General features: G+C 60.4%; 21 protein-coding genes. 6 read left to right on the forward strand and 15 right to left on the reverse strand.

Annotated features, from left to right (window positions below; all coding sequences use genetic code 11):
- Positions 1–40 precede the first annotated feature (40 nt).
- From AC1RMX_RS04360 to AC1RMX_RS04370, 3 genes are all read right to left on the reverse strand, one after another.
- Positions 41–475 carry a YqaA family protein gene (locus tag AC1RMX_RS04360; RefSeq protein WP_096820279.1) on the reverse strand — a complete coding sequence of 145 codons (435 nt, stop codon included), beginning with the start codon at positions 473–475 and terminating at the stop codon, positions 41–43.
- The gene (locus tag AC1RMX_RS04365; protein ID WP_096820280.1) at positions 475–921 is read right to left on the reverse strand and encodes a DUF411 domain-containing protein; all 447 of its coding nucleotides are present in this window, start codon (positions 919–921) and stop codon (positions 475–477) included. Before AC1RMX_RS04365 ends, AC1RMX_RS04360 begins: the two co-directional genes overlap by 1 nt.
- Before the next feature lie 167 nt (positions 922–1,088).
- Complete coding sequence (locus AC1RMX_RS04370) at positions 1,089–3,080, reverse strand: methyl-accepting chemotaxis protein (RefSeq protein ID WP_096820281.1); 1,992 nt, start codon at positions 3,078–3,080, stop codon at positions 1,089–1,091.
- Between the two features lie 381 nt (positions 3,081–3,461).
- On the opposite strand from AC1RMX_RS04370, the gene AC1RMX_RS04375 reads away from it, so the two are divergent.
- Entirely contained in the window at positions 3,462–3,995 is a 534-nt protein-coding gene (locus tag AC1RMX_RS04375) for a hypothetical protein (protein ID WP_096820282.1), read from the forward strand.
- Positions 3,996–4,043: 48 nt separating this feature from the next.
- On the opposite strand, the gene AC1RMX_RS04380 is transcribed toward AC1RMX_RS04375, so the two are convergent.
- The 6 genes from AC1RMX_RS04380 to AC1RMX_RS04405 form a co-directional block, all read right to left on the reverse strand.
- On the reverse strand, positions 4,044–4,970 hold the full coding sequence (locus tag AC1RMX_RS04380) for a GNAT family N-acetyltransferase (RefSeq protein WP_493070630.1): 927 nt from the start codon (positions 4,968–4,970) through the stop codon (positions 4,044–4,046).
- A complete protein-coding gene (locus tag AC1RMX_RS04385; protein ID WP_493070632.1) occupies positions 4,970–6,259 on the reverse strand; it encodes a phenylacetate--CoA ligase family protein in 1,290 nt (429 codons plus the stop codon). Before AC1RMX_RS04385 ends, AC1RMX_RS04380 begins: the two co-directional genes overlap by 1 nt.
- Entirely contained in the window at positions 6,243–8,693 is a 2,451-nt protein-coding gene (locus AC1RMX_RS04390) for an aldehyde dehydrogenase family protein (RefSeq protein WP_493070634.1), read from the reverse strand. Before AC1RMX_RS04390 ends, AC1RMX_RS04385 begins: the two co-directional genes overlap by 17 nt.
- A gap of 1 nt (position 8,694) precedes the next feature.
- Positions 8,695–9,825: a LuxE/PaaK family acyltransferase gene (locus AC1RMX_RS04395; RefSeq protein WP_493070636.1), complete on the reverse strand. Its 1,131-nt coding sequence runs from the start codon at positions 9,823–9,825 to the stop codon at positions 8,695–8,697.
- 9 nt (positions 9,826–9,834) lie between these two features.
- On the reverse strand, positions 9,835–11,088 hold the full coding sequence (locus tag AC1RMX_RS04400) for an MFS transporter (RefSeq protein WP_493070638.1): 1,254 nt from the start codon (positions 11,086–11,088) through the stop codon (positions 9,835–9,837).
- Between the two features lie 264 nt (positions 11,089–11,352).
- Positions 11,353–11,493 carry a hypothetical protein gene (locus AC1RMX_RS04405; protein WP_170929569.1) on the reverse strand — a complete coding sequence of 47 codons (141 nt, stop codon included), beginning with the start codon at positions 11,491–11,493 and terminating at the stop codon, positions 11,353–11,355.
- A gap of 157 nt (positions 11,494–11,650) precedes the next feature.
- Here AC1RMX_RS04405 and AC1RMX_RS04410 point away from each other — a divergent pair, with 157 nt between their 5' ends.
- Entirely contained in the window at positions 11,651–11,839 is a 189-nt protein-coding gene (locus AC1RMX_RS04410) for a hypothetical protein (protein WP_096820288.1), read from the forward strand.
- Positions 11,840–11,857: 18 nt separating this feature from the next.
- Here the strand turns inward: AC1RMX_RS04410 and AC1RMX_RS04415 are convergent, their stop codons facing one another.
- On the reverse strand, positions 11,858–12,235 hold the full coding sequence (locus AC1RMX_RS04415) for a fe2+ zn2+ uptake regulation protein (protein ID WP_085731113.1): 378 nt from the start codon (positions 12,233–12,235) through the stop codon (positions 11,858–11,860).
- Positions 12,236–12,533: 298 nt separating this feature from the next.
- Between AC1RMX_RS04415 and pvdQ the strand changes: the two genes are divergently transcribed.
- Positions 12,534–14,876, forward strand: coding sequence for a bifunctional acylase PvdQ (gene pvdQ / locus AC1RMX_RS04420; protein WP_493070640.1), 2,343 nt, complete (start codon positions 12,534–12,536; stop codon positions 14,874–14,876).
- A 57-nt stretch (positions 14,877–14,933) separates the two neighbouring features.
- Here pvdQ and AC1RMX_RS04425 read toward each other — a convergent pair whose 3' ends face one another.
- On the reverse strand, positions 14,934–15,935 hold the full coding sequence (locus AC1RMX_RS04425; protein ID WP_096820290.1) for a FecR family protein: 1,002 nt from the start codon (positions 15,933–15,935) through the stop codon (positions 14,934–14,936).
- Positions 15,936–16,235: 300 nt separating this feature from the next.
- Positions 16,236–21,050 (reverse strand): dermonecrotic toxin domain-containing protein, encoded by a 4,815-nt coding sequence (locus AC1RMX_RS04430; protein WP_493070642.1) that lies wholly within the window; start codon positions 21,048–21,050, stop codon positions 16,236–16,238.
- Positions 21,051–21,237: 187 nt separating this feature from the next.
- Here AC1RMX_RS04430 and AC1RMX_RS04435 point away from each other — a divergent pair, with 187 nt between their 5' ends.
- A complete protein-coding gene (locus AC1RMX_RS04435; protein WP_493070644.1) occupies positions 21,238–22,269 on the forward strand; it encodes an Ldh family oxidoreductase in 1,032 nt (343 codons plus the stop codon).
- Between the two features lie 57 nt (positions 22,270–22,326).
- On the opposite strand, the gene AC1RMX_RS04440 is transcribed toward AC1RMX_RS04435, so the two are convergent.
- Entirely contained in the window at positions 22,327–22,644 is a 318-nt protein-coding gene (locus AC1RMX_RS04440; protein ID WP_096820293.1) for an ElaB/YgaM/YqjD family protein, read from the reverse strand.
- Positions 22,645–22,797: 153 nt separating this feature from the next.
- Here AC1RMX_RS04440 and AC1RMX_RS04445 point away from each other — a divergent pair, with 153 nt between their 5' ends.
- The gene (locus tag AC1RMX_RS04445) at positions 22,798–23,052 is read left to right on the forward strand and encodes a hypothetical protein (RefSeq protein WP_007957535.1); all 255 of its coding nucleotides are present in this window, start codon (positions 22,798–22,800) and stop codon (positions 23,050–23,052) included.
- On the opposite strand, the gene AC1RMX_RS04450 is transcribed toward AC1RMX_RS04445, so the two are convergent.
- Positions 23,053–23,967 carry a LysR family transcriptional regulator gene (locus tag AC1RMX_RS04450; protein WP_493070646.1) on the reverse strand — a complete coding sequence of 305 codons (915 nt, stop codon included), beginning with the start codon at positions 23,965–23,967 and terminating at the stop codon, positions 23,053–23,055. It abuts the gene before it with no gap.
- Between the two features lie 84 nt (positions 23,968–24,051).
- Here AC1RMX_RS04450 and AC1RMX_RS04455 point away from each other — a divergent pair, with 84 nt between their 5' ends.
- A complete protein-coding gene (locus AC1RMX_RS04455) occupies positions 24,052–24,975 on the forward strand; it encodes a carbon-nitrogen hydrolase family protein (RefSeq protein ID WP_493070648.1) in 924 nt (307 codons plus the stop codon).
- Here the strand turns inward: AC1RMX_RS04455 and AC1RMX_RS04460 are convergent.
- Positions 24,965–25,522, reverse strand: a complete 558-nt coding sequence (locus tag AC1RMX_RS04460) for a GNAT family N-acetyltransferase (protein WP_493070650.1) — start codon at positions 25,520–25,522, stop codon at positions 24,965–24,967. The genes AC1RMX_RS04455 and AC1RMX_RS04460 overlap by 11 nt on opposite strands.
- Positions 25,523–25,556 lie beyond the last annotated feature (34 nt).

The following is a 25,556-nucleotide window of genomic DNA, read 5'->3' on the forward strand; positions in this document are numbered from 1 at the left end:
AGGGCGACGTTAAACACAGGCAATGCCCGCGCCTGATCGTTCAACCGAGCCAACCCAGGGTGAGCATCGCCAACACCGCATAACGGGCGCCTTTGGCCAGGGTGACGATCAACAGAAATCGCCCGAGCGGTTCACGCATGACCCCGGCGATCAATGTCAGGGGATCACCGATGACCGGTAACCAGCTGAGTAGCAGTGACCAGTGCCCATAACGTTGATAGTGAACGCGGGCGCGGTCCATGTGCTTCGGGCTGACCGGAAACCAGCGCCGACCCTGAAACCGCTCCAGTCCTCGCCCCAGCCACCAGTTGACCAGCGAACCGAGGACATTGCCCAGCGTCGCCACCGCCAGCAGCCCCCACAGCCAATAGCGATCGCTGACCAGCAGCCCGACCAGCACCGCTTCCGATTGCAGCGGCAGCAGTGTGGCCGCGCCAAACGCGGCGAAGAACAGCCCGATGTAACCCGCTGTCATCAATGGGCCGGGTAATCCGCCACCACCACATCAGCCCCATCCTTTTTCAGGCCGATGACTTGATAGGCATCGCTCATGCCGTCCATTTCCATGCCCGGCGAGCCCATCGGCATCCCCGGTGCCGCCACGCCAAGCAGATCGTCACGCTTGCTCAGCGCCAGCACTTGTTCGGCGGGGACGTGACCTTCGACGAATTTGCCGTTGATGATTGCGGTGTGGCAGGACGCCAGACGCGGTGGTACGCCGTGTTGTTGCTTGAAGCTGCTCATGTCGGCTTCAACGTGATCCTCGACCTTGAAACCGTTGGCTTCCAGATGGCTGATCCACTTTTTGCAGCAGCCGCAGTTGGCGTCGCGGTGGACTTCGATCGGGATGAGGTCGGCGGCTTGCGCCAGGGAGGAGATGAATAGCGCGCTCAGGGCGGCCAGACGCAGGTGGTTTCGCATGGAGGGCTCTCGGCTCGGGGTAAAAAAAACGCATTTTGACCGGATTTTCCCGCCCGGCATCAACGGAGTGTTTCCAAGTAATACAAGGCGGGTTGCCAGCATGATCGTAGATCAAGGCTGACAGCCCGCTGAGCGAGAGATGACAGATCTGTCAGGAAGCCAAAGGATCAGCGCACCTTGAACCGGCCCATGATCGCGCCGACCCGGCTGTTGGCTTCCAGCAACTGTCGGGTGTTGAGCTCGCTGGCCTGACCACTTTGCACCAGTTCATCGACCATGTGACGGATCTGCACCATGCTGCGGTTGATCTCTTCGGTGACGGCGCTTTGCTGTTCGGCGGCGGTGGCGATCTGCGTGCTGAGGCTGTTGATGTGGCTGACCGAGCCGGCCATCTCGTCGAGGCCGCTGTTGACTCGCGCCGTGGCGTCGGCGGCCGACTGGCAACTGGCCTGGGTGTTTTCCATGGCGCTGACCGACGAACTCACGCCCTGGGTCAGGCGGGTCAACATTTCGTTGATTTCCGAAGTGCTGGCCTGGGTGCGAGCGGCGAGGGCGCGTACTTCGTCGGCCACCACCGCAAAGCCGCGGCCCTGCTCACCGGCGCGGGCGGCTTCGATGGCGGCGTTCAGCGCCAGCAGGTTGGTCTGGCCGGCAATGGCGCCAATCACCCCGAGAATCTCGGTGATGCGCTGCGCGTCCTGTTGCATGCTTTCGACCTTGTGCGTGGCGCTGGCCACTTCGTCGATCAGCGCGACCACGCTGCTCGACGCTTCGCCGACCACCACCCGCGAACGGTCGGCGTTTTCGTTGGCGCGCTGGGTGAAGGCGGCGGTTTCGGCGGCATTCTGCGCGACGCTTTCAGCGGTCGAACTCATCTCGTTGATCGCGGTGACGGTCTGGTCGGTTTCCGAGGCGTGGCGCAGCAGAATCTGACTGGTGTGCGCCGACGTACGTTGCAGGTTGTCGAGGCTCGAAGCCATGGCGCCGGTGGCCTGGGTGACTTCGCCGATCATGTTTTGCAGGTAGGCGATGAAGGTGTTGACCGAGTGACCGATCGCGCCGAGTTCATCTTCGGCGCGGATGGTGATGCGGCGGGTCAGGTCGGCATCGCCGCTGGACAGCAAATCGATGTTGGCTTTCAGGGCCTTCATGCGCTGGATCAGTTGGCGGATCGCATAGACCTGCCACAGCACCAGCAGGATCACCAGCGGGATCTGCAACAGGCTCAGCGTGCTGAGCACGTCATCGCGCTGGGCGGTGATCAATTTGGTCGGCAGGGCGGTGGCGAGGAACCAAGGCGTGCCTTCGATCGGGCGCATGAAGAAGGTGCTGGCTTCGCCGTTATTGTCGAACTCGACGCGCTGGGCCTGATCACGCTGTTGCAGGCCTGCTTTTACCTGGCTGGCAAACGGTGAACTGCCGGCCAGCTCGCTGATGTTTTTCAGCACGATCGGGCCATTGATGCGCGAACTGTTGCTGATGATCTTGCCGTCGGCCTCGACGATCAGCATTTCGGCGCTGAGGTCTTTTTCCTTGCGCGCCACCAGGTCGTTGAAGAAGCCCAGCGTCACGTCGATGGTCGATACACCCCAGGTCGTGCCGTTCTTCTGGATGGCCATGGCGCAGTTGGTGCGTGGTTCGGCGCTGGCATCGTCTTTATAGGCGGCGGCCCAGGCGCATTGGCCGCGCGGGGTCTGCAGGCCGCCCTTGTACCAGCTCTGGTCGTAATAGTTGGGCGCTGCGTCGCTGTTCCAGAAGGTGTTCACGGCGAGTTTGCCGGAGCTGTCGCGATGCCAGAAGGTGCTGAACTTGTTGCGTCCCGCCTCACGCTGACCGGGTAGTGGCCAGATACCACCGCCAAATACTTTCAATTCACCGTACTGGTCCACCAGCCCCGGCAGCACCGTATCGATGGCGGCACTGTCGAGCAGCGGGATGGTCTGGGTGATGCTGCGTTGCTGCGATTGAACCTTGTTCAGTTCGCCCTGGATCTGCTCGGCGACCTCGGCAATGCGGTTGAGCACGACCTGTTCTTCGGTATGACGCAGTTTCGGCGCGACCAACTGGCTGATGCCCACCACGGTCAGGACCGACAGCAACAGGATAAATAGAACCAGAAACAGCGTGTAGCGAGCCTGAATGGTACGGAATGCGGGCATGGAGACCGGTCCTTGAGCAGCGTTTCTTATTAGGGGCGAGGAGTAAAACAGTAGGGGTATCCCTTACGTATCGTCGCGGCGCGAGGAAGCTTTAGGTACTCACGTGCTAAAAAGTTTTGAAACGCTGACCGGCAAGTAACAGATCCGACACATGCAAACTAACCAGCCCGTTCGTTAGAGTAAAAAGCCGATTTTCGCCGGACTGGCCAAGCGGCTCTGGCTCAATATCTGCGGGGCTTGCAGTGCTTTGTATCGAGAATGTACAAAATTTGTAAAAAAGTGAAAAACAGATTGGTGACATCAGTTTGCCGGCCGATACTCCGGGCAACTCAAGACGTTCCACAAGGATATTTTCATGTTCTTTTCGCAAGGAGCACGCTCATGACCGTTGGTTATACCGGCGCGTGGCAGCCCAAGGCAGGTTTGCTGGTTCGAGATGCAGGGAGCTCGGGCAAACCGGTTTCTCAAAGCGTGAAGGTCAAGCAGATGCTGGCCCTGGTCGGCAACGACCCCACCGTTCTCAACACGGCGGAAATGGACAAGCAGCGTTTGCACAAGAACATCAAGGGGTTCGATCCGGAAAACGTCACTCCCAAGCAATTGGGCAAACTGACTGACTTCCTGCGCAGCCGGGGCCTTATTTCCGAAGTGACCTCGATGACGCTGCTCAATGCCGGTGACAAGTTCGATCGGTTCGGCATTCAGAAAGACCCGGATGCCAAGTTCAATGCGCTGGAATATTTCGCCACGCAACTGGACACCATCAACAACAACAGCCTCAAGGGCAACAAGTACGCCAATACGTTGATCCCGGAGTACAAGAAAGCCATTTATGTGCTGCAGAGCCTGAAAACCTACGGACAGGGCGGTGAACGTCCGCCTCCGACCGACAAAGGCGTCAGCGCCAAGGCTTGATCGCGTAAAACCAGGCCCTCCGATGCGCAGGGCCTGGGCATTCTTGCGTTACACGGACGATGATGGCTTGGCAATGAGCGATTGCAGGTCGTCATGCAGCCGCTGCATCTGCGGGCAAATCAGCGTCAACGCCGGTGGCCTGGCGCCACGATGAAACAACGCCAGCCAGCCAGCTCCTCTCTCATCCGGCACCAGCCCGGTGAACACGAATCCCGCCGTCGTCAGCAAGTGAAAAGCGCTTGCGAATTCCTTTGCCAGCCTGAGCCTGACTGAAATGAGCCAATGCGCCGGCAGTTCCTGCAACTGCTTGAGCAAGCCGCCATCGATCTCTTTGAAAATGCCTTCATACCGGTTCAATTGTTGTTCCAGCTGTACCGGTTCGCCCACCCAGGGCGCGGCCCTGTCCTGTGTTCCGAACACGCTGCACATCTGCCTCATGAAATCCCGGCAGCTTTCGGGCCACGCCTGGGTCGGGAGCGGACGTCGGTTATCGTCGACAGGCGTGTAACCGATGACCAGCGATTCCCGCGCTGAGGCATTGAACGGAGACGGGACATGGTCGGGCAGCCATCCGACACTCTGAAAGCCGAGACTGGCTGCCATGCGCTGTGTGTAGGGATGGCCGGTGACCTGTTTGATCGTCACGCCCCGGTATCCCAGGGCTTGCGCATGAATCAACAGCTGCCGTCCCAGGCGAGTGGCAATGTTCTGACCTCGGGTTTCGGGGGCAACCACGCTCAATGCCAGCTCGGCGATGTGCGATCCCTTGGCACGAATCAAGGTCGCGTGTCCCAGCATTTGATCTTCGGCGACGGCGACCAGAGAGTGCCAGCGACCCAGCGCATGGTTGCGATCGATCATGCAGGGCAGATAGACGTGAGGCTGGGCGTAAAGATCGCCGTAGGTTTTTCGGAACAGGTTGCTCACGGCCACAGCGTCGCTGTTGCGGTAACTGCGCAGGGTGACTGTTTCCATCAGCGCTGTTCCATGGGCAGGCTGTCGTAGACGCGCAGATCCAGTACGCGCTGGCGTTTGCCGGAGCGCGGATGGCGTGACAGGTCTTGAACCGTGCAGCAGTGAATCTCCACGTCCAGCAAGTGATCGGCATTGAGTTGTTCGATCAACGGGTAGTGTTCAATCAACGCGTGGTGCAGCCTCCGGTCGGTGTCTGCCGAAGCGGATTGCACAGCGTCCGGAGCCCATTTCAGGCGCAGGATATCTTTCGTTCCGGCCTGTTCGATCACCAGTTGCCAATCGTCACTGCCGGTGAGGCGTTGCACCGTATCGCCGATTTCATCGGGCAGCAGCGTCAGGATTCCCACCCTGACTCGCTGGCTGTCGGCGCTGCGGCCCATCAGCGCGAATTTGCGCGTGGGCGTTCGCTCGAGTTCTCGCCAACAGGCGCGGTCGCCGACCGGGTAACGAATCAGCGGCATCAACCGCCGGGTGAGATTGGTCATCACCAGGCGGCCTGTGCGATCGCATTCTTCGATTACCTCACCGGTCTGTTCGTCGAGGATTTCCAGCACGCTGTGGCCCTGCGCCATCCGGTGTTCACCCAGGGCGCAGTCGCGATGATTGGCGCCGATAAAGCCGGCATCGACGCTGGCGTACCCCATGGAGGCGACGCGTACATTGGGGAACACCCGGCCGAGCAGTTGCAACTGCGCCGGGAACAGGCTTTCACCGCCGTAGAGCAGGCATTCGACGCACTCCAGCCGGCGCCCCTGGCGTTCCAGCCACGCGGCGAAGGTCAACAAATGCGCCGGTACACCGGCCAGCACATTGATCCGATGCCGGGAAATCGAATCGGCCAGCACGGTCGAGTCGACATGGCCGGTGAAAGGGAATTCCACAACGCCCGGCTGAACGTGGGCCAGCGCATCGTGAGTGAAGATGAAACTGGCATAAAGGTCGCCGACAAAAAACAGGTTGGCGACCCGGTCGCCCTTGTTCAGTTGCCCGGTGAGGCTGCGACCGAAATCCTCCACCAGCGTTTGCCATTCCCGCCGCTCGAAGACCGACAGTTTGCCATCGCTGGTGGTCCCTCCGGTTTTGAACACCAGTGCGTTGCCCAGGCTTGCGGTCAATACCGGCCAGCGGTCAAGGTCCTGGCTGCCTTTCCAGTAGTGCGTGGGGTCAATCACGGGTAAATCGGTCAGTGCCGTTACCTGCTCGGGGACGCCGGCAAAGTGGCTGGCGTAAAAGCTTGAATGCTTGCGCGCAAAAGCGACCAGCTCCTGCAATTCAATCCTTGGGATCATGGTGTGCTCCTTGCAGAACGGAGGAGGCGCGGGCTCCTCGGTTATCGATCAGCAGCGGCGTCTTGCCGCTGTGCTTGTTTCGGGTGAACCGGTCGATGGCGCAGACCTGCGCGTCCACTGTCAGCAGCCCGGTCTGCACAAGGGTTGCCAGCGTCGGGTAACCCAGCAGTCGGCGATGCACGTCCTGGGGTTCGAGCGCACTTAGAAATTTCATGCATTCCAGTCCGTCGGGGGCATGTTCGAGGATCACCTGAAACTCGGTCTGCAGGTGCTGCGCCAGTTCCGAGAGGCAGATGAAATCGGTGCCGATGCGCACCAGCCTGCCGTGGCGCTGAAGCAGTTCGAAGCGCGGCGTCTGCAGACCACACCCACACCGTCCGGGCACCCAGCGGCCGCTGTCGCCGACGTCATAACGCTGAACGTCCTGACCTTCTCGAGCGAGGGAGGTGAACACCAGGCGACCGGTCTCGTTGTCACGCACTGGCTGGTCGGTTTCGAACGCGACAATTTCCAGGTACTGGATATCGCTCAAAAGATGAAACACACCGTCGCCGGTGGCTGAACACGCGTGACCGAGCGGTCCGGCGTCGACGCTGCCGTAGATCGCCGAGCGGATCAGGCTGACGCCGCAGTCTTGCAGCAACTGGCGACTCTGCTCGCCGAGGTGTTCGCCGCCGAGAAATACTTTTTCAACCCCGCCATAGGCGCGCAGACGCGTTTGTTCGTTGAGGAACAAACGGTGCAGGGTGCTCGGCATGCCGATCAGCGTGTTCACCCGCTGATCGACGATCAACTGCGCAATCTCCCGGTAGTCATCATCGGCCGGGGCACCCATCGGCAGGTGAGTGACGTCCAGTTGCTCCAGTACTTTGGAGAAACTGAAAAAACCGCCATACAGACCACCACTGAAAAACAGGTTCATCACCCGGTCCCGACGTGGATCGAGACCCGCTGCAAACAGACCATCGGCTGTAGCGAGCATCTGTTGGCGAAAGTCCCGATAACTGAAACCAGACAAGGCCGGCACGCCGCTGCTGCCGCCGGAACGGAAATACAGTTGGGCCGAAGCGTTGATCGGGCGGGCGATGAACGCTTCCTTGCTCATGATCGGCAGGTTCATAACACAGGGCGCAATGCCTGAGCCATTGAGCGTGGCGTGGGAGGGCAGTTTTGTCGGCGACAGACTGACCGAGACTCGCCGGCTCAGGCGTTGCAGGGCATAGACGCCGTCGTGAGGTTCGCCGTTGTAGCCATCGTGAATCGCTTCCGTCGGAGCAACGCGGGTGACGCCGGCGGTGATCAGCAGCTGTGAAAGCTCTGCAATCTGCTGCTCCGGGCAGATCAGGGCGCAGCTTTGCAGCACGTTTCGCCATGGCAACAGGGTCTCGATCACCCGTGTGCGCGGCAGTGGCTTGAGCAGCAGGCTGCGAAACAGTGGCGAAGGCTTCAATGGTCGGTCATGGGTCCAGATCACCCGCCAGCCCGGTGCTGTCCAGACCTCGCCAGCCACTTCGGCGAAACTGTGTGCGAGCCTGGCCATGGCGGTGTCGGTGGTGATTTGCGAGGCTTCCTGAATCGTTGGCAGCAATGCCGGCCATTGTCCGGCGCGGCGTTCGAATGCATTGGCCAGACCCTCACCGACACCTCGCAGTACGGTCTCATCGTCGCTGTCCACCAACAACCATTGCGGGCTCGAGCACGCTTGCTGATCGAGTCGGCAGACTTCGTCCACCACGGCGTCCAGCGCCTGAGGCGAGGCGGCGTCCGGTGTCAGATAAACGAAGCTGATGCGATGTCCCCAATCGATCCAGCGGCATCCGGCGGGGATTTGCTGGCGAATCGCTTGGAGTGCCGATTCGCCGCCCCAGGCCGAGACGCCGTTGGCCCATTGGCACAGCTGGCCGATTTGCGCGGTGGTCGCCGGAACGACAGCGACATGCCCTGCGAGTTGGCCGCTGGGGTCGCATTGCGTCAGCGCGTGGAGCAATTGCGCGGTCAGCCCCTGATCGCTGCTGCTGGGGCGCAGCCAGTTGACGTTGCCGGCCAGCAGACTTTCGATCACTGCGCAGAACGCCAGAAGTGCCGCGTTGCCGGGGGTGATGTGGACCACCAGGCCCAGCGGGCTCCAGCGTTCGAAACGTGGTTGGCGATAGTCGAAGCGCCGCAGTGTAGCGGGTTGAACGCCAAGCTCCCGTTCGAGTTTGCGCCGCAGACCTTGAGGCTGGCAGAACTCGATCAGTGACTCGCGTTGTTCGGCGTCGAGCGGCAGGGTCAGGCTGATGTCGCCCAACCGAAGGGCGAGCGTGGCCGCCGCATGGATGACCGTCTCGCTGTGCAGAGGCGAGTTCAGGCGTTGGGGCAGGGCCTGACGCAACTGATCCAGGGCGGTATCGAATCCGATGTCCGCGTGAAGTTGTCCATTGATCAGGTACATATCAGTGCCTCCCCAAGAGTTCGGACGCCGCCATCGCGCAGCTTCTGCCAGCGGTGGTGGCGGCGCGGCCATGCAGTTCGAACCAGTCGCTGTCCAGACCGCAGCCGCAGCTTGCGCCGGGGTGCAGGGTGGCGAGGTCGCTCATGACCACCGCATGGGCGGGGCTCGAAGAAATGTAGGGCGAGACCGTACTCAGTAACCCCGGCCGACCATAGGGCAGGACGGTGAAATCGGATGGGCTACGCACAAATACCTTCGAATAGACCGGCACATGGAAGTGATGGTGAGCGCATTCTAGGTAAGGCACCGGATGCTCGACCGCACCGTAACCGTCGCGGCAGCGGGCGATGTCGATTCCCAATTGCTGGTGGATACGCTCGTAAAGCTTCCGGCGGGGGATTTCCTGCGCGGCGTTGGTTTTCCAGCCGCCGCCAAACAGCGTCAGTGAATCCGCTGCCAGTTGCAGATCGGCCACGCCAGTGGTCTGCATGCGTTGCAGGGTCTGCCAGAGAAATGCAGGAAACCCGAAGATCCGCACCGGCAGGCCTTCTTCGGCAAAGGACTGCAACGCCGAGATGACGCCAAAGCCATCGAACTCGTGACCGCCACCGGTCCGACGCAAGGCATACGCCACGCGGTTGACCGGAGCGAACCGGCACAGGAACTGGTCGGTGAACGACGTTCCCAGGGTAATGCTGGCTTCAGGCTCGTAGCTCAGGAGCAAGTAGTTGCACGGCGTTTGCGGACTGTCCAGGCCATAGTGGTGGAAGATCCGTTCGACCATGTATTGGGCGGCGGCCAGACTGCGTTCGTCATAACGCATGCGGCTTTTCTCGCCGCTGGTGCCTGACGATGTCAGTTCCAGTGCGTCTGCACCGGTCGGGCTGAGCAGTTGTTGCTGTTTGAAGAAACTGGCGAAGATCGGTGGCAGTCGCGACCAGTCGTCGAGGCTGTCCAGGTCCGTCACGGTCAGTCCGTTGGCGTTCAACCAGTGTTCATACCCGGGCGTATGCTCACTGTGAAAGCGGCTGATTTCGGCCATGGCCTGATCGAAAAGCCCCGCCGGTACGGATTCCGGGCAATAGGGTTGCGACAACGCACAGAGCGCGTCGCTGTGGGGGAAATGGAACATCAGGCGTCCTTATTGATGTGTCGAGGAAGCGGTTTCTGCCGGAGGTTCACGCAGAAACCGGTACAAGAGAGGCAGGCTCAGCAGCCCGCCCAGTGCAGCCCAAAGGGCGAAGGACTCGAGGCGGGCACCGCCGACGATTACCGCGATGAGCGAACCGCCGGTGCCCATCACTGCAATCGAGATCATGCCCACTGCGGCAGAGACCAGGCCTTTGCTGTCATCGCTGGAAAACAGCGCCAGTCGATACAGTGCGGCATTGCTCATGCCCAGCCCCACGGCGTACAGCGCGAGGCCTGAAATCAACAAACCAAGGGGCAGGTCTGTCAGAGCACCCGCCAGCAGGGTCAAGAGCCCGAGGCAAAACGGCCAGAGCGCCAGGCGAATCAACTGCACCAATTCGCGCGAGGCCAGCAAACGGTCGAGAATCAGATTGCCGACGATGACCGCCGAAAAGATCGGTATCTGCCACAAGGCGTATTCACGCGTGGACAAGCCAAGCCGCTGGATCAACAGCAGGGGCGAGAGCCCGATCCACGCTATCAACGGCAGGCTCATCAACCCGAGCGCGAGGCTCGCGCCGAGGAATCTCGGGTTGCGCAGCAGGGCCAGGTATCGACGAAATGTCTGTCGCCAGGACAACGGAATCGGCGCCTGCTGGCCGCCGTCTCGGCGAACGACCCCGATGGTTTCCGGCATGCAGACGTAGAGCCCGGCCCACGCGATGGCAGCGACCAGGCCCAGGGCCAGGAACAGTTCGCGCCAGCTCAGCCATTCCAGCAACAGGCTGCCCAACAACGGGCCAAGCAGCGGCGACAGCAGCGCAACGTTGCCCAGCAGCGCCATGAGCCGCACGGCATCCGCCTCACAGAACACTTCCTGGAGCGCGGGATAGCTGACAGCCACCACGAATCCCAGTCCCATGCCTTGCAGAAGTCGTAATGCATTGAAGGCTTCAATGCCGGGCGTGACGATTGCAGCCAGACAGGTCATCGCAAAGAGCGCACAACCGATGAGCAACAAGGGGCGTCGGCCAAACCGGTCGGACAATGGCCCGATCAGCCATTGCAGGCAGACGCCTCCGATCAGGTACAGATTGAACGCAGTGGGGATATGGCGTGGATCGGCGCCGAGGTCTTCGGTGACGGTGAGCATGGCCGGCATGATCATGTCGCTGGCCATGTAGGTCAGCCACTCGAACAGCGTGATGGCCAGACAGAAACCAAGGGTTTTTAGCGGCGGGATATCGATGAGTGTTCTTTGCATGCGCTTCCATGGCCTTCAAAGGGGAGAGCGCAAAGGGTAGGGGCGGGAGGTGGCGTATTCCTACGTTGTTGCTGCGACGTGGTATGTCGCAGGTTTGCAGGGTATTGCCGAAGGCGGATTACTGACTGCTGTGGGCGAAACGTCCGACATTTTGAGGAGGGATATATACGGAAAATGCCCACATCCTCGTGGGCATTTTTTACGGGCGTTCAATCAATTGTTGCATTTGAAGAAGCGGATATCAGTGTCGTTCAAATGTCAGCCTTAACGATGTTGGTAGTAGCCTGGTCCGGGCGCGCCATAATAGCGATGGTCGCCATGCCAGCCGCCGTGGGGGAAAATGATACAGCCGCTCAGCGTGAGCAGCGCCAATACAGGAATCAGCCAGGTGATTCGACGCAGCATTTCAAAAGTCCTCATGGTTAACGCCGCATGGAGCCAAAGCTCTTCATCGGCTGTAACATGAGACCCCGTTTGCAGCGGCGCATCCCCGTGACACGGTATGCCCATGGCATGAAAGCCGATACAAACCCGATACATTTCAAAGTTTCAGGAATTCGCAATGACTCAGTCGCAACGTTTGAAATACTCGATTCTGATCGCCCTCACCGTACTGGCGATCATGTTCGGCCTGTCCTGGATGCAGAACGCCGGGATGATCAGCGAAAAAGTGTTCCAGTACATCGCCATTGGCGTGGCGGTGGTCGTGGTGGTGATCAACGGGGTGATGCGCCGCAAGGTCAAACCCTGACGGCGCTCCAGAAGGGGCTCAATCGCTATTGAGGACGGCGGCAGCCTGTGGATGCAGGCTGTAGCTCTTGTCGGCGTTGAAGGTGATCACACCTTCGGCGCACAGGCGCTTCAACACTTCGCGCACGCTGAGAAAAGACAGCGGAATGCCCAGTTCCAGCAATTGGCTGTGGACACCGCGCACACCCAGACTGCGCTCGCTCTGAGCGGCGACCAGCAAGGCATCGATGACTTTCAGGCGAATCAGGCTGGTGCGCAGGCCGAAGCTCTTGAGCAGCAGTCGAATACGTTCATTGCCGTGGCGCTCGGCTCGTTGTCCGAATACGCTGGCGTGCGAACCCATGGAAGCTCCTTGTGGTGCCTGGCTACCGTCCGATGGTAGTTGCGGGTTGTACATGCGATTACTCCTTTTCAGAGCCTGATCAGGAAAGGTGTCTGGTGCTCTCTCTAAACAAGACGTTTCAGCCCGACAAATCATGAAGCGAAAAATGTAGAAAATTTGTCGTTGATTCGTCCTTTCTCCGTGATCCGGGCTCGAAACGGGCTTGTGACTGACTAAATTTTTTCCCCCGGCTTCGTTTTCTGGAAAGGCTCATTGCGCGTGGACGCGTGGGTGATTTCAGGGCGTAGCCGCTGCGCACGTATTCGAACAGGGTGCGCGGCTGCGCTCTTGGGTATTTCGATCAGGAGCGAGCGTGATTATTTCCAGGCAGTTAACCGGACTGACCCTAGCCGGCATGTTTCTCGGGCTGAGTCTGTCGGCGCATGCGTTCAGTCCTTCCACCCAGGCCGGGGCCGACATCCGTCGTACGAGTTTTGGTGTGCCGCATATCCGCGCGGAAAACGAACGTGGCCTCGGATTCGGCATCGGTTATGCCTATGCGCAGGACAATCTGTGCCTGCTGGCCAACGAAATCGTGACCGTCAACGGTGAACGCTCGCGCTACTTCGGGCCGGATCAGTTCACCGTCGAAGAGCGCGAAAACCGTGTCAGCGATGTGTTCTTCCAGTGGCTCAATACTCCGCAAGCGGTGAATGCCTTCTGGCAGGCGCAGCCGGTCGAAGTCCGAGATCTGGTGCAAGGTTATGCCGCCGGCTACAACCGGTATCTGGCCGAGCGCCGCCAGCAAGGGCTGCCGCAACAGTGCCAAGGCGAATGGGTGCGCGATATCGCAGCCGAAGACCTGGTGAAGCTGACGCGTCGGTTGCTCGTCGAGGGCGGCGTCGGTCAGTTCGCCGAAGCACTGGCCGGTGCCACACCGCCGCAAGCCACTGCGCAAAACGTAAACCACGCCCGCGCTTATGACCTCGCCGCCGCACGCCTGCAACGCTTCGCCCTGGACCGTGGCAGCAACGCGGTGGCGGTGGGCAGCGAGCGTTCCTTCAACGGCCGTGGAATGCTGCTGGCGAACCCGCATTTTCCGTGGGTCGGCGGCATGCGTTTCTATCAGATGCACCTGACCATTCCCGGAAAACTGGATGTGATGGGCGCGGCGCTGCCGGGGCTGCCGATGATCAACATCGGTTTCAACCAGCACCTGGCCTGGACCCACACGGTCGACTCGTCCAAGCACTTCACTTTGTATCGCCTGCAACTCGATCCGAACGATCCAACCCGCTATGTGCTCGATGGCCAATCGTTGCCGTTGACCAAGCAAACGGTGACGGTGCAGGTCAAGCAGGCGGACGGGCAGGTGACGCCGGTATCGCGTGATATCTACAGCTCGCAATTCGGCCCGATCGTGCAGTGGCCGGGCAAGCTCGACTGGGACCATCAGTACGCCTACAGCCTGCGCGATGCCAACCTCGACAACGACCGGGTGTTGACGCAGTGGTACGCGATGAACCGCGCCGGCAACCTCAAGGATCTGCAGGATTCGGTGCACAAGATTCAGGGTATCCCGTGGGTCAACACCCTGGCCGTGGATGACAAGGGTCAGACGCTGTACATGAACCTGTCGGTGGTGCCGAACGTCAGTGCCGACAAACTGGCCCAGTGCAGCGATCCGCGTATCGGCCTGAAAATGATCGTGCTTGACGGCGCCAACAGCGCCTGCGCCTGGGACATCGATCCGCAAGCCGTGCAAAAAGGCATCTACGCGTCCAGTCAATTGCCGCAATTGTTGCGCAAGGATTTCGTCCAGCACTCCAACGATTCGGCGTGGCTGGCCAACCCGGCGCAACCGCTGACCGGTTTCTCGCCGCTGATCAGCCAGGAGGGCCAGCCACTGGGGCTGCGCTCGCGTTTTGCACTGGATCGTCTGGCGACCCTGAGCAAAAAAGGTTCGGTGTCGGTGCAGGACCTGCAACACATGGTGATGGATGATCAGGTGTTTCTGGCCGACCAGGTGCTGCCTGATCTGCTGAAGTTCTGCGCATCACAAACGGGTGCCGATGCCGCGTTGAAATCGGTGTGCAGCGATCTCAAAGCATGGGACGGTCGCGCGAACCTGGATTCGGGAATGGGCCTGGTGCATTTCCAGACCATCATGCAAGCCTTGCAGGAATCGCCGGATGTCTGGCGCGTGGCGTTCGATCCGAAGGACGCGCAGCACACGCCGCGCGGACTGGCGACTGAAAAGCCCGAAGTGGCCAAGGCGTTGCGCGAAGCGATGCTGGCGTCCGCCGAATCGGCCAGCAAAATGGGCCTGACCGCACAAACCCGCTGGGGCGATGTCCAGGTGGTCAGCAGTGGTGGTCAGCAGACGCCGATCCATGGCGGGCCGGGTACGCTGGGTATCTACAACGCGATCCAGAGCGTGCCGCGCGAAGACGGCAAACTTGAGGTCGTCAGCGGCACCAGTTACCTGCAAGTGGTGACGTTCGACGACAAGGGGCCGCACGCTCAGGGCCTGCTCGCGTTCTCACTGTCCAGCGATCCTGCGTCGAAATACTCGCGGGATCAGACAGAAGCGTTCTCGAAGAAACAGTGGAGTGTACTGCCTTTCACCGAACAGCAGATCAAGGCTGACCCGCAGTATCAGGTGCAAAGCGTGCGTGAAGAACTGGATAAAACCGGGAAAGTGGCGGCGCAGTAATCAGTCGTCAGGATGTTGCAATAACCATTGAAGGCCGCCCCCGAAAAGGGGCGGCCTTCAGCTTTTTGGGGGTTGTTGCGGCATCGGGTTGATCACTGGATTGCCGTCCCTGTTGCGGGTGATGAACACCGGCAGGACTTTGGGCATCGAGCCGGCGAAGCTGTTGAGCTCCTTGATGTTGTAGATACCACCGACCCGGATCGACCCCGTGGCGCTGTCGGCCAGCATCAGCGGTTTGTCCAGGTAACGGTTGATCAGCGGCAGGGCTTCGTTCAGCGCCAGGTTGTCGAGAATCAACTTGCCGCTGCGCCAGGCCAGCGAAGTATCGTTGGCGTAGGTCTGGCTGATTTGTGGCATGTAATCGCCGTGTTTGTAGCGAGCCTGCATCGAAGGGCCGAGGCGCAGGCCATCGCCGGATAACTGAGTGTTGCTGGTGACCAGCACCGAACCTTCAACCAGGTTCACTTTCACCTGGTCTTCATACATCCAGACATTGAAGCGGGTGCCGGTGACGCGAATCTTGCCTTCGCCGGCCCTGACGATAAACGGATGGCTCAGGTCATGGCTGACTTCGAAAAAGGCTTCACCCTTTTTCAGGGTGACACGGCGCTCGTCCTTGTAGTTGCTGAAGGTCAGATCGGTATTGAGGTTCAGCTCGACCTGACTGCCATCGCCCAAGGTGACGTGGCGGACATTGTCGGTGGCCGCGAAATGCTGATAACTGTTGGGCAGCAGGCCAAGGTTCCATCCCGTCCAGGCTGCCAGTGGCAACGCCAGCGCGCAAACGGACGCGGCTACCGCATACTGCCGCCAGGTCCGGGCCGGTGGGCGGATCGGTACGACCACCGCAGGCTCCGGGCGCGGCAGGTGTTCGGCAACATCCCAGATTTCCAGCATGGCCTCGTATTCGAACGCGTGCAGCGGATGCGCATCGCGCCATTGCTCGAACGCCAGCCGTTCCTCGGCGGTGCAGTCGACGGCGTGCAGGCGCATGCACCAGTGCGCAGCGGCATCGGTGATCGCATCGTATTCGGCTTCGGAGAGGGTGTTCTGGGTCATTGACTCGTCCTGATTTCCAGCATTCTAACCTTGCGGGCAAGGTGCCGAGAACATCCGTCATGGCAATTGCCCATCAAAGTGGAGCTTATTTTTCACTCACACGCCCTTAAACCAGGACGCTCGATGAGCACTATCCATAAATCGAGTGAAAAAATGATCAAATGCACCTTGGCCGCTTTCGTCGCTACAGCCAGTCTTCCAAGTACCGGCGTGATGTATTGCGTGTCCGGCAGGACTGAGCTCGCCACGGTAGTCGGGACGCGGAATGCGCAGGTGTGGAGCCTGCGCATTTTTTAAAGATCACGGTGCCGGAGCAGGATCCAGCTGCCTGCCGACTTCGCAGATCAGCAGGGCGATCGAGTCGGCATTGTGCAAGATGACATCGACTCGCGCATCCGATGATTGTTGATCGAGGAAGGCATTGCGCGCTTCGTTCATGGTGGCGCTGTTGGTCAGCCTGAGGATTTCCGCACTGGTCGTGCCTTTTTCCGAGATTCTGTCGAAGTCGATCCAGGTCGCCCGTGCCGGGTCCCACTCCGCAAACAATTGCGCCCGTGGGGTGGCCAGCGACAGCCCCATTCTTCGTTCGTCCTGCAGGTCTTGCAGGAGCCTCGAGCCTGTGGGGGAGACGGGTGATATGACGTCGCTGAAGGGTTCTCGTCCCCGTAACGTTGCAATGTCCCAGGCGTTGCAGATTTGATGGGCCAGTTCGTGAAGCAAGGTCTCGGCCTGTGCGTGGCCATCAATATCAAAACCCTGCGCAACGACGGGGGCATATTCCTCCAGGCCCTGGTCGAAAAAGTGCTGGGTGAAATGCACTTTTCTCTGTTGATCGCCGTCGAGCACAAAAGCGATCACATCGTGGAACCATTTGGTCGAGCCGACGATGAAACGGTTGGTGTTGAGCAAATCATCATTCGGGTCCACCAGTGCGTTGCACAGCGGTACGATCGCCGTTGAGATCTTCTTCAGAATATGGGGTGTCACTCGCGGAACATCAAAGAACTCCATGAGAAACCGGTTGACCCGTCCACCGGGAACAGTGTTGATGTCCAGAATCGCCAGGTTATGCAGGCAGTTGAATGCATAGTCCCGGGCAAGCGCCACCGCACGCCCCAGCGTCCGTGCCTTTTCAGGGTTGCGTCGACTGATTTCTTCCATACCCTGCGCTTCGATGTTGAGCATCGTGCGGCGCATGTGCGTGTATTTGCTGCGCTCAACCATTTTGGAGAAGGCTTTACCGTAATGAACGGTCTGGCCGTGCGTGACCTGCACCATCCGTGAGCCGCTTTTGAACAGCATCGGGCCGCGCTCTTCATCTTTTGCCAGTTGCCAGGCCGAACCGTTTTTGACGACCCGGTACACCTTGCCATCAACCGCCGCATAGCTACGGTTGTTCGATGCCTTTTGATAGACGCCTTGAGTCGCACTGTAGGTGAGGTCCTTGAGCGCGATGTCCGTTGCTTCGAACGGCTGCAGGATCGTGCGCTGTGGTGACGTCGTTTCGATCTCGGCCAGGCTGGGGGCAACAATCTTTTCAACACCTGTTTGGGCCGCCTGTTCGCCGGCGTCGCTGGCAAGCGCGCTTTCGGCCGACATTTCCGGCAGAAGACCAACAAGCACCATTTGCTCCGCACCCTCGATAAACGACTTCAGCGCCTTTTTCCAATGATGATTCTGCAGGGCCTCGGCCGAGTCCTTGAGGTTGTCGTAGGCTTGCCAGAGAAAACGCCCACAGGCGAGTTTGCCTTGCAGCATGTCCGTGACCTGTTTGATCTCATCACTGAACAGGACTTTGGCATTTTCCCAGTCGGATTGCCCATCGCTGTCTTTCTGCGAGCCGAGCATCTGTTTCAACAAATCGAGGTTGTCGCGAAACAGGCACTCCAGCAGGTTGCCGCCAATCGGGCTGTAGTCGAGGGAGATTTCGCTGATCTGCCCGAGTGTGGTGGCGAACAGGTTGCGGAACGTCGCTTGCTGCGTAGGTGGCAAACGACGGAGCAGCAGGTTTTGCAGGAATCCCGGAATATTGAAGGCAGCGATCAGGCACTTTTCGTCGGTGAACTCGTGGAACGCCTGCTCGGCATAAGGCGCATAGAGCACCAGCGGTCCCTTGTGCCCGGTGCCCGGTGCCAAGACGTACAGTCCGCACGCTTCGACTGCGCTGGCCTTGGCCGTCTTGACCAGTGACAGCGGACTCACTATGGCATGTGTACCGGCGACGGCGGCGCGTGCGATGGCATCGGGCATGTCGAGGGCCTGGCGGATGTAACTGAAAGCGGCCTCGGACAAATGTTGTTGCAGCTTCAGTGCGTGGGCATGTTGCAGCAATTGCCAGGGCACCTGACGGAAGAACATCTGTTGACGGGCAAGGCCGGCAACCGTTGTGGTCGACAGTGCATCGCTGATCTTGTCGCTGTAGGTGGTCGGTATTGCCAGCGACAGCAGCAATTGTCTGACAGCGCTTTGGTCCAGACCGTCCGGCAAGGCCTTGGTGGTTTTCGAGGTGACCTTGAAACCGGTGCCTTGGGCGATATTGATGTGATTGAGGGCAAACTCGATCAGGTTTCGGGGAGGGCCGGCCAGTGTCAGATTGGGCGTTATCTGGATGTGATACGGATTGAGCTGGCTCGTGGGGAAACGACTGTCGAGCAGTGATTTCAAGGTCTGCTCGACATGGCTGACCAGTGTCGGAATACCTGTCAGGTAATCCTTGTCGTCGACGACACTCTGGCGCCACTGCTCCATCAGTTCGACGTGCAGTTTCTGTTCCGCGACCGGCGCCATACCCAGCCAGGCAGGATAGGTCTGTTGCCTGGCGATCGCTTGGGCATGGGCGGTTGCCAGTTTGAGGTTGGTGTGAACCGTCGACTCCCGCAGCTTCGTCAGGGCGTTGTTGCGCCTTGCAGGATCCTTGACGCGCGTGCGCACCTGTTCGCAGCGCCCGAGGAAATGCTCGATGGTCGATTGCATGCGGTTGTGCAGCACGTTGTGTTCGATGAATTGAAACGCTCCCAGGGTGTAGCGCCGATGAGGCTGGTATTGCGCAGGCAGGATGTTTTCCAGCAACGACAAGCGCCGCACGTTATGCAACAAGCGCTGGTCGAGCATGCGCCGGGCAACGGCGACGCTGTCGAATACCTCCAGCCCGAGCGCGGGAGTCCACAAGACCGCGCGCCCGGAGTGCTGGACGTCGAGCCCGCCGCGCTCGGTCATCAGCAGACAATGGGCGAGCGGCAGCAGATTCTGCGAACCGACGGATTCAAGGGTGAGCGCATAGGCGTCCGGGCGGAAGCCCTCGAGTGCCTGCCTTAACGCGCGCGTGGGCAGGTCAGGATTGATCACGGCGTTGACGATCGCCTGCACCGAGGCCGGCAGGCTGCCGTCCAGCGCCCGCAGCCGGGCTTCGCCGGTCACCCCGACAAACCAGGCATGGGCAAGGCTTGATTTCAGGCTTTCGAGAAACGGCCGCTGAGCGTCCTGAGTGGCCATGGGTTGGGTCTTGAGTTTTTCTGCGAGCGGCCCCTCAATGCTGCTGAACGTCTTGATGGCCGCAAGCGCCTTGTCCGCCAATACCAAAGATGGCTGTTGATCACCCGACAGCACCGGGTGCGTGCTCCAGCGTCCGGCACTGTCCAGCTCGCGCAACCGCTCGGAAATCATCGAGCGAATGTCCAGGCTCTTGTCGAACAGCGCGTGCAGATTCACCGCGCCATCGCTGTGGCGAAACACCTGCAAGGCATACTCGATGTTTTGCCGCTGTTTGGTGATGATCAATTCAAAGAGGACCCTGAACAGCTCGCCGCTGATCCGGTCACCCGACACCTGCGGATGATCGAAGCTCAGAAAACGATTGCGTTCGTCCAGGCTGAGCAGACCGTAGAGCTCGTCTTCGTGCCCCTTGGCCATGAACTTGCTCTGCAACGTCTGTTTCAGATCGTTGTAATCGGTCAGCACTTGCAGGCCCTGTGCGGGCGTGTAGAGGAACGCTTGGGTGCCGCTGATCATCAGCGAACCCGCCAGCTCGACGTAGTTGGCTTCGCGCTCCCAGAGGCGCACGGTTTCCGTCAGCGGGCGAATGGAGCCGTCCGTTCCAGGCCGTATCAACTGATGCAATGTGTTGAACTGCTGCGCATCAAGAACGCCGCTTTCGCGCTTGACCATCCATTCCGTACGCGCCTGATCCTCCAGCACGTCGGCGAAGAACGTACGGCGCGAAGAACCGTCGGCGGAGGGCGCATTCCAATATTGTTCAAGCTGCCGAAACAGCAGCGCCGGCAGCTTGCCAGACACCATTTTGACGGCGTCTTCCCATTGCGCCTGATCGCCTTCGGAAGCTGTTCTATCGGGATTGGCGAAGTCACGCAGCGCGGCGGTCGGCCATTGCTGATGCCGGTAATGCAGCAAGACCGCGTCGCTCAGGCTCATGGAGTCAAGCCAATGCTTTGCCGGTGCCGCGACAGCGGCGGTGACGTGGTCATCCACCGTATAGAAACTGACGCGTGTACGGCTTTGCTGCAGGGTGCCGAAATGGGGCTTGAGCAACTCGTCGAGAATGCTGTCCAGAAAGTGTGTGAGTGCCGGCAGTTTCTCCAGCTCTGCACGCATGGCCTGCGCATTCAACAGGTGGCTCTGTTTGAGGGTCGCGATGTGTTCTTCGAAAACATCCCCTTCGATGTGGCTGGTTGTCAGTGAGATTTTTTCAGCATCGAGCAACCGTTTGCGCAGTGGCAACGACAGAAACGCCAGCAGATTGTCCTGGTCGTCAGGGTTGTTCAGCCGCCGCTCAAGCTGCTGCTTCAGGGTGGCTCGGTCATGGTACTTCTTGATGCCGTCATACACGGTGTAAAGGATCTGGCTTTTATCGTCAGGCGTCTCGCTGAGGATAAAGGCGCCCGGCAGCGGCAGGGGCGTCTCACTGCCGACGTTGAGCAGGATGCGCTCGGCGCGCATGGGAGGGGTTTGCTGGCTGCGCAGGCTGTCGGAAGACAGTTTCGCATGGGCAAGCCATCGGAAATCATGCTCGGACAGGCCATGGGTTTTGCCCAGCTCGGACCAGAGTCCGGGGGAGTCGAAAACTTCGGGGAACAACAACGGTTTGATGGGGGTGAGCATTGTCGAGTCTCTCGGAGGCGCGTTGATACGCACGGGTAGGTCGAGGCTCGAGGTTAGGGCGGGTGCCGGCGGCACAGGTGGTAGATAACTATTGCGGGGTTGACAGGCAACCGGCCAGCCATGATTAATCCCTTCGCGGGTTGTTCGTTCGCTGTTGTTCCCTCCAATAATTACTCTGGAGCTTCAGATGTCTGCGCCACACGATCATGCGGTCTCGTCCACGGTGTCCCTGGACGAGCTGACTCACTTGCTGGAAACGATTTTCACCCGTCACGGCACCTCGACCGAAGTCGCCAGAACACTGGCCGCCAATTGCGCCAATGCCGAGCGGGACGGTGCTCACAGCCATGGCGTATTCCGGATTCCCGGTTATGTCTCGACTCTCAACAGCGGCTGGGTCAACGGCAAGGCCGTGCCGAAAGTCGAGGACGTGGCCTCAGGGTTTGTCAGTGTCGATGCCGGCAACGGTTTTGCCCAACCTGCGCTGGCGGCGGCGCGTTCACTGTTGGTGGAGAAGGCCCGCCGCGCCGGGATCGCGATATTGGCGATCCGCAATTCCCATCACTTCGCCGCACTATGGCCGGACGTCGAGCCTTTCGCCGACGAAGGCCTGGTGGCGTTGAGCGTGGTCAACAGCATGACCTGCGTGGTGCCGCACGGCGCCGATCGGCCGTTGTTCGGCACCAACCCGATCGCATTTGCCGCTCCGAGGGCCGACGGTGCGCCGATCGTATTTGACCTGGCCACCAGCGCCATCGCCCATGGCGACGTGCAGATTGCCGCACGCAAAGGCGAGAAGTTGCCGGCAGGCATGGGCGTCGACAGCCTCGGTCAGCCGACCTGTGATCCGAAGGCGATTCTTGAAGGCGGCGCGTTGCTGCCGTTTGGCGGACACAAGGGTTCGGCGCTGTCGATGATGGTCGAGCTGCTCGCCGCCGCGCTGACCGGTGGCAATTTCTCGTTTGAATTCGACTGGAAGAACCATCCCGGGGCCAAGACCCCATGGACCGGCCAGCTGCTGATCGTGATCGACCCGAGCAAGACCGCCGGGCAGAGCTTCGCCGAACGCAGCCAGGAACTGGTCAGGCAGATGCATGGGGTAGGGCTCAAGCGTTTGCCGGGTGATCGGCGGCATTTGCAGCGGGCCAGATCACTGGCCGAGGGCATCGTGCTGGATGGGCAGACCCTGGCGCAGTTGCGTGAGCTGGCAGGCGAGTGACGTTTTACCGGACATGAAAAAGGCGAGCCGCAGGGCTCGCCTTTTTTTTCGCTGCGCTCAGCGGCGGCCGAGCAACAGACCGACCACCAGACCGAAACCGGCGGAAATCGCCACGGTCTGCCACGGGTGGCCACCAATGTAGTTTTCGGTGGCGTCCACCGCCGGTTTGGTGCGATCACGTACGCTGGATACTGAATCCAGCGCCTGCTGCAATTTCAGGGCGATTTGTCCGCGCAGGGTCTCCGCTTCTTCGCCGACCAGTGAGGCACTGCTTTTGAGCAGTTTGTCCGACTCTTCGATCAGAGCCTGGAGTTCGCTGAACGCTTGATCCTTGATTTGGTCTTCAGCGGCTTGAACGGCGCTTTTGCGGGCCATTGGGTGACTCCTTGCAGGTGAATGGACAGTGAACAATGGAGTATTTGGCGATTGAAAAAGTTGCAGTGATTTTGCACCTGAAGGAAAAACCAGCGCCGGAGATTTCCGTCCAGCGTGTAAGATGTCGCCATTTCATGCAGCAGGTAATTCCCCATGAGTTTCAATCTGGCCGACAAATCCCTCGCAGAGCGCGCTGCGCTGGAAGACGAGAAATCCCGACTGTTCGAACTCTGGCAGAACAATCTGGGCAAAGCCAAGGGCGAAGCCGCGCGATTGTTCGGCGAGCGCTCCAAGCGCAAGGGCAAATGGGCCGAGTTCGTGCGCGCCGAGCTGGACGGCATGTCGCCGCCGGAGTTCGCCAACATGGTGCGCAGTGAAGTCAACCGGCTGATGGCGGCCAACAAGTAATCATTCGGTCTTGAAACTGGCGACAATCGCTTCGCGAACCTTCAGCACCACCGGATCGATCTGGGTACTGGTGCGCCAGCCCAGTTCGATCGGATAGCGTGGCAGCGCCAGCGGGCAGGGCAGCAGTGCCAGCCCGCTCAGTGACGCAATCGCCTGTGCCGCATGGGTCGGGATGGTCGCCACACTGGCGCTGCCCTTGAGCAGATGCGGCAACGCCGCAAAATGCGTGGTCGAGGCGCAGACCCGGCGAGTCAGCCCCAGCGCCGCCAGCCCTTCATCGGTGATCCCGATAAAACCACCCGACGACACCAGAATGTGCTCTCGGGCGACAAATTCCTCCAGAGTGATCTGCTGCTGACCGGGCACAAGGCTCGTCGGGTCCACCAGACACGCGTACCCCCCTTCACCCAACACCTGACGGCTGAGCAACCGTTCGGCAAACCCGCCGGCGGTGATCGCCAGGTCGATGCTGCGCTCCATCAAGGCCCGGGCGACGATCTGGCTGTGGGTCTGGCGGAAGATCAGACGCAGCTTCGGCGCTCGGCGGGCGATCTCTTCGATCAGGCGTCGGCCGTAAGCAATCTCGAAATCGTCCGACAGCCCCACCGTGACCGAACGGCCCTCGTAATGATGGGCAGCCGGATCGACCATTGCCAGGCTTTGCCGGCATTTGTTCAAGGCATCGCTGACTACCGGCTTTAGCTGATTGGCCTTGAGGGTCGGCGCCAACCCTCGACCAGTGCGCACGAACAGTTGATCGCCATACACATCGCGCAACCGGCGCAAAGCCGCGCTGACGGCCGATTGCGTCACGCCCAGACGCAACGCTGCGCGGCTGGCGCTGGACTCTTCATGCAGCGCTTCGAAGACTTTCAGCAGGTTGAGATCGACAGTGGCGATATTCATTGTGTTCATATCATTCAGCAGTGAGTCGGGCTTTATTCATGATCCCGTGGCGCCGGAGAATGAGCAACACCTGAACTTCACGGAGTGACCACCATGCCCAAATCAATCGTTGCCGCCCTCCAGATCGGCGCCTTGCCCGGCGGCAAGGCTGACACCCTGGAACAGATCCTGAGCTGGGAAGCCGCGATCATCGAGTCCGGCGCAGCGCTGGTGGTGATGCCCGAAGCGTTGCTCGGCGGTTATCCGAAAGGCGAGGGCTTCGGCACGCAGTTGGGTTATCGCTTGCCGGAAGGCCGCGAGGCGTACGCCCGTTACTTCGCCAACGCCATCGACGTGCCGGGGGCGGAAACCGAAGCGCTGGCCGGGTTGTCGGCGCGCACTGGCGCCAACCTGGTGATCGGCGTGATCGAGCGGGCCGGCAGCACTTTGCACTGCACCGCGCTGTACTTCGACCCACAGGCCGGTCTGGTGGCCAAGCACCGCAAACTGATGCCCACCGGCACCGAGCGGTTGATCTGGGGCAAGGGCGACGGTTCGACGCTGCCGGTGCTCGACACCCAGGTCGGTAAACTCGGCGCAGTGATCTGCTGGGAAAACATGATGCCGCTGCTGCGCACGGCGATGTACGCCAAGGGCATTGAGGTCTGGTGTGCGCCGACCGTGGATGAACGCGAGATGTGGCAGGTCAGCATGCGCCATATCGCCCATGAAGGGCGCTGCTTTGTGGTCAGCGCCTGTCAGGTCCAGGCTTCACCAAACGAACTGGGCGTTCAGATCGCCAACTGGCCGGCGGACCGGCCGCTGATTGCCGGCGGCAGCGTGATCGTCGGGCCGATGGGTGATGTGCTCGCCGGGCCTCTGCGCGGCGAAGCCGGATTGCTCACCGCCGAGATCGACACCGAAGAGCTGGTGCGGGCCCGTTATGACTACGACGTGGTCGGCCACTATGCACGGCCCGATGTGTTCGAGTTGAGCGTCGACGAGCGGGCGAAACCGGGCGTGCGCTTCATGGTTTGACGGACTGTCGGCGCCGCCATTCTTCACGGGTGATTTCCCAGATTTCCCGTGGGAAACGTCCGCCGACGAAGTTGTCCTCATCGGAGCGGACCAAGCGCATGCCGGTGCGCTCCGAGAGCTTTCGCGAGCCAAGGTTCGGTGCGGCTTTCGGCGCGCGCAGCACCGGTTGATCGAGGGTTTCGAACCAGTAGCGGGTCACGGCTTCGCTGGCTTCGGTCATCAAGCCCTGGCCCTGCCAGGCCGGGGCGAGCCAGAACCCACGGTTGTCGTCCGGCCCGACCATCAGGCTGATGTTGCCGATCAATTGCTCCGGTGCCGATTTGAGGCGGATCGTCCAGTGCCACTCTTTGCCCGCCGCAATCGCCGGCAGCGCAATGTCACGCAGGTAGGTGAGGGCGCCGTCGTCCGGATACGGCCAGGGCACGAAGGCGTTCAGATAACGCACCACTTCCCAGTGGGGAAATTGCTGCTGGATGGCCTCGGCGTCCGCCAGTTCAAGCGGACGCAAGATCAGCCGTTCGGTGTGCAGCGTGGGGGTGTCTTCCATAAACCTGCGGCTTCCCTGTTTCTGTCAGTGAGCC

The sequence above is a fragment of the Pseudomonas sp. GW822-FHT03F04 genome, from assembly GCF_058801405.1.